At 56.4% G+C, this 2,107-nt stretch carries 2 protein-coding genes; both read right to left on the bottom strand.

From position 1 onward, the window contains the following. Window positions 1–191: 191 nt before the first annotated feature. Complete coding sequence (locus ACFFN1_RS09335) at window positions 192–1,115, bottom strand: sensor histidine kinase (protein ID WP_376840441.1); 924 nt, start codon at window positions 1,113–1,115, stop codon at window positions 192–194. A 754-nt stretch (window positions 1,116–1,869) separates the two neighbouring features. Further along, window positions 1,870–2,107: transposase (locus tag ACFFN1_RS09330; RefSeq protein ID WP_376840440.1), on the bottom strand; the 238-nt coding region annotated here is incomplete at its 5' end.

Here is a 2,107-nt window from a genome sequence, read left to right as displayed (position 1 = left end):
CCTCGCCCGCGGCTACCGCAACCAGCACAACTACCGCCTCCGCATGCTCCTCGCCGCCGGCGGACTCACCCCATGACCCCCACCGGATGTCCGAAGAGCCCGTAAAGAGGGCGGCGGTGAGAGCTAAGGAGGTCTTCATCTATACATATCAAGGTACAAGACGGTGCTTTGGCATCCCCCGTACGACGTATCTATTTGGTGTCTCCTGCTGCTACAGGCACGTCGACTTCGACGGAGAGCAATCCTGCCGAGTGCCGAAGTCGTAGCTCGCCGCCGGCCTGATCTACGCGCGTGGTCAAACTCCGTGGCATATGCCTAGGTTCATCCGAGCTGGGGTTGCATGCGTTGAAATGAAGCCAGTCCTGCCCGCCGCGCTGTCTGATGTGCACAGAAATCGAGCAAGAGTGTGGTAGTGCGGCGTGCTTGATAGCGTTAGTTGCAAGCTCTTTAAGTATGAATAGCGCAATCTCAATGAAATCGATGCTTGCTTTACAGGCCAATGTGCCTAGCTGGATTTGAACATTATACCCTCCAGTGTTCGCGGCCAAGCGTACCATTTCGGCTGCAGTCGTCATTTCATTTTCTAGATTCCCAATGTGCGGCCGCCCACGTGGGTTGTCGGTGAGTCGCGTCAGAAGAATCCGTAATTGGTATTGAGTGTGGGAGTTGACTAAAGCTAACTCCGTCAGTCGTTCTTCGTGACGGCCTTCGGCGCGAGCATCGACCCCCATCATGCGCATAATGGCATGCTCGGTGGCTAGGCCGTGTGACATAAGGTCGTGTGTATCAAGTGCCATTTTGAGACGCACGTAGTCTAGGTCTCTCTGGTGCTGAATAGCTAATCTTTCACGAAGGTCAATTTCGTCGTTGATGCGCTGTTCAAGCCCTGCCGCCGCGAGTCCGAGTACGGCAGCCAGCAACCAAGTAAAGACGAGCGTGCCGACCGATTCCCCGGTCTCGGTCGGCGCCCCAAGTAGGGGAGGTAGAAGGCCGGCAATAAAGAGTAGCGAGGAGAACGTAATGAAAAGCCTAATCCTTAGCTGACTGAGTAAAACGGCAACGGATAAGTATCCTACCGGCTGAAATGGATTGATAAAATCCGGGAAGAGTGCCATGAAGAGTGAGAATAAAACGTATCCAAGTAGCCCTGAGGTAACCGGGGCTATACTCGCTCCGGCGAGGATGGCAGCGCTGACGATGTGAAAGGAGAGGTTGAGTGCGTCCGATGTTTCGTGAATCGCCGTCGCAAGGCTGGAAATCCCAATCAGTAGAGCGACTAACCTAATTGGCGGGTCAACGAAGCGTGGCCCTAGCGCCGACGAAATCCATGGATGGCGCGACCAATTCGACCGAGGGGAGTTGTTAGATTTGCGGAACGTAGTTGGATCCTTTCATCGTTGCGTGCATTGATCTCTTNTCCGCTTCAGTTCGAGCCGGACCAATATGCTTAACGAGCGTGTACTGCCCGCCAGGCTTGTCCACGATCTGCACAAGCGTGACTCCCGGTCTTCCAGGAACACGACGGACAGACGGGCTCATAACCCCATTCTAGACACCATGTAGTTACCCACGAGCGAACCGCGCAACACGCTGACCAGCGCAAACAGTTCCAGACGCGAAGAAAACCCCAAAAATTGTGGAAGTCAGGTCTTAGTGTACGGGACGAAGACTCTGTCTAGGAGCGGGTTGCCCGCTTGGTGTAAATACAGTGCGTCGGGAGTTGTGAGCGGCGGCGCGAGGCCGACGTGTAGGCGTACCATCGCGTGTGTGGTGGAGGGGAGCTTCAGCGCGGTCTAGTGCCCGGCCTCGGATCGTCAACTATCTTGTGTCTCCTTGACTCGATCGAGAGGTTCATCGGCTCTTCCGGTTCTAGAGTGCGTTGACCCGGTTCGATAGTTGCCCGGAGTGGAGCAAGCAGCGCAGCACGTAGTGGCCGAAGTTCCTGAACCCCAACCCGATACCCCGCAGGTGCTCGAGGCGCCCGTTGATCGCTTCGACCGGCCCGTTCGACGCGCGACCACGATCGAAAAACGCCAGCACCTGAGCCCGTTTCCGCCACAGCGTCCGCCCCAACTGAGCAAGCTCCTCAAGCCCAGCCGGCAGGCCT

It is taken from the genome of Brevibacterium otitidis (genome assembly GCF_042429315.1).
Lineage (GTDB): Bacteria > Actinomycetota > Actinomycetes > Actinomycetales > Brevibacteriaceae > Brevibacterium > Brevibacterium otitidis.
This window is presented reverse-complemented; position numbering and strand designations above follow the sequence as displayed.

What these genes read in the sequence shown, in the direction of transcription:
- ACFFN1_RS09335 (WP_376840441.1), bottom strand. Translation starts at nt 1,115, where the DNA reads ATGGCACTCTTCCCGGATTTTATCAATCCATTTCAGCCGGTAGGATAC.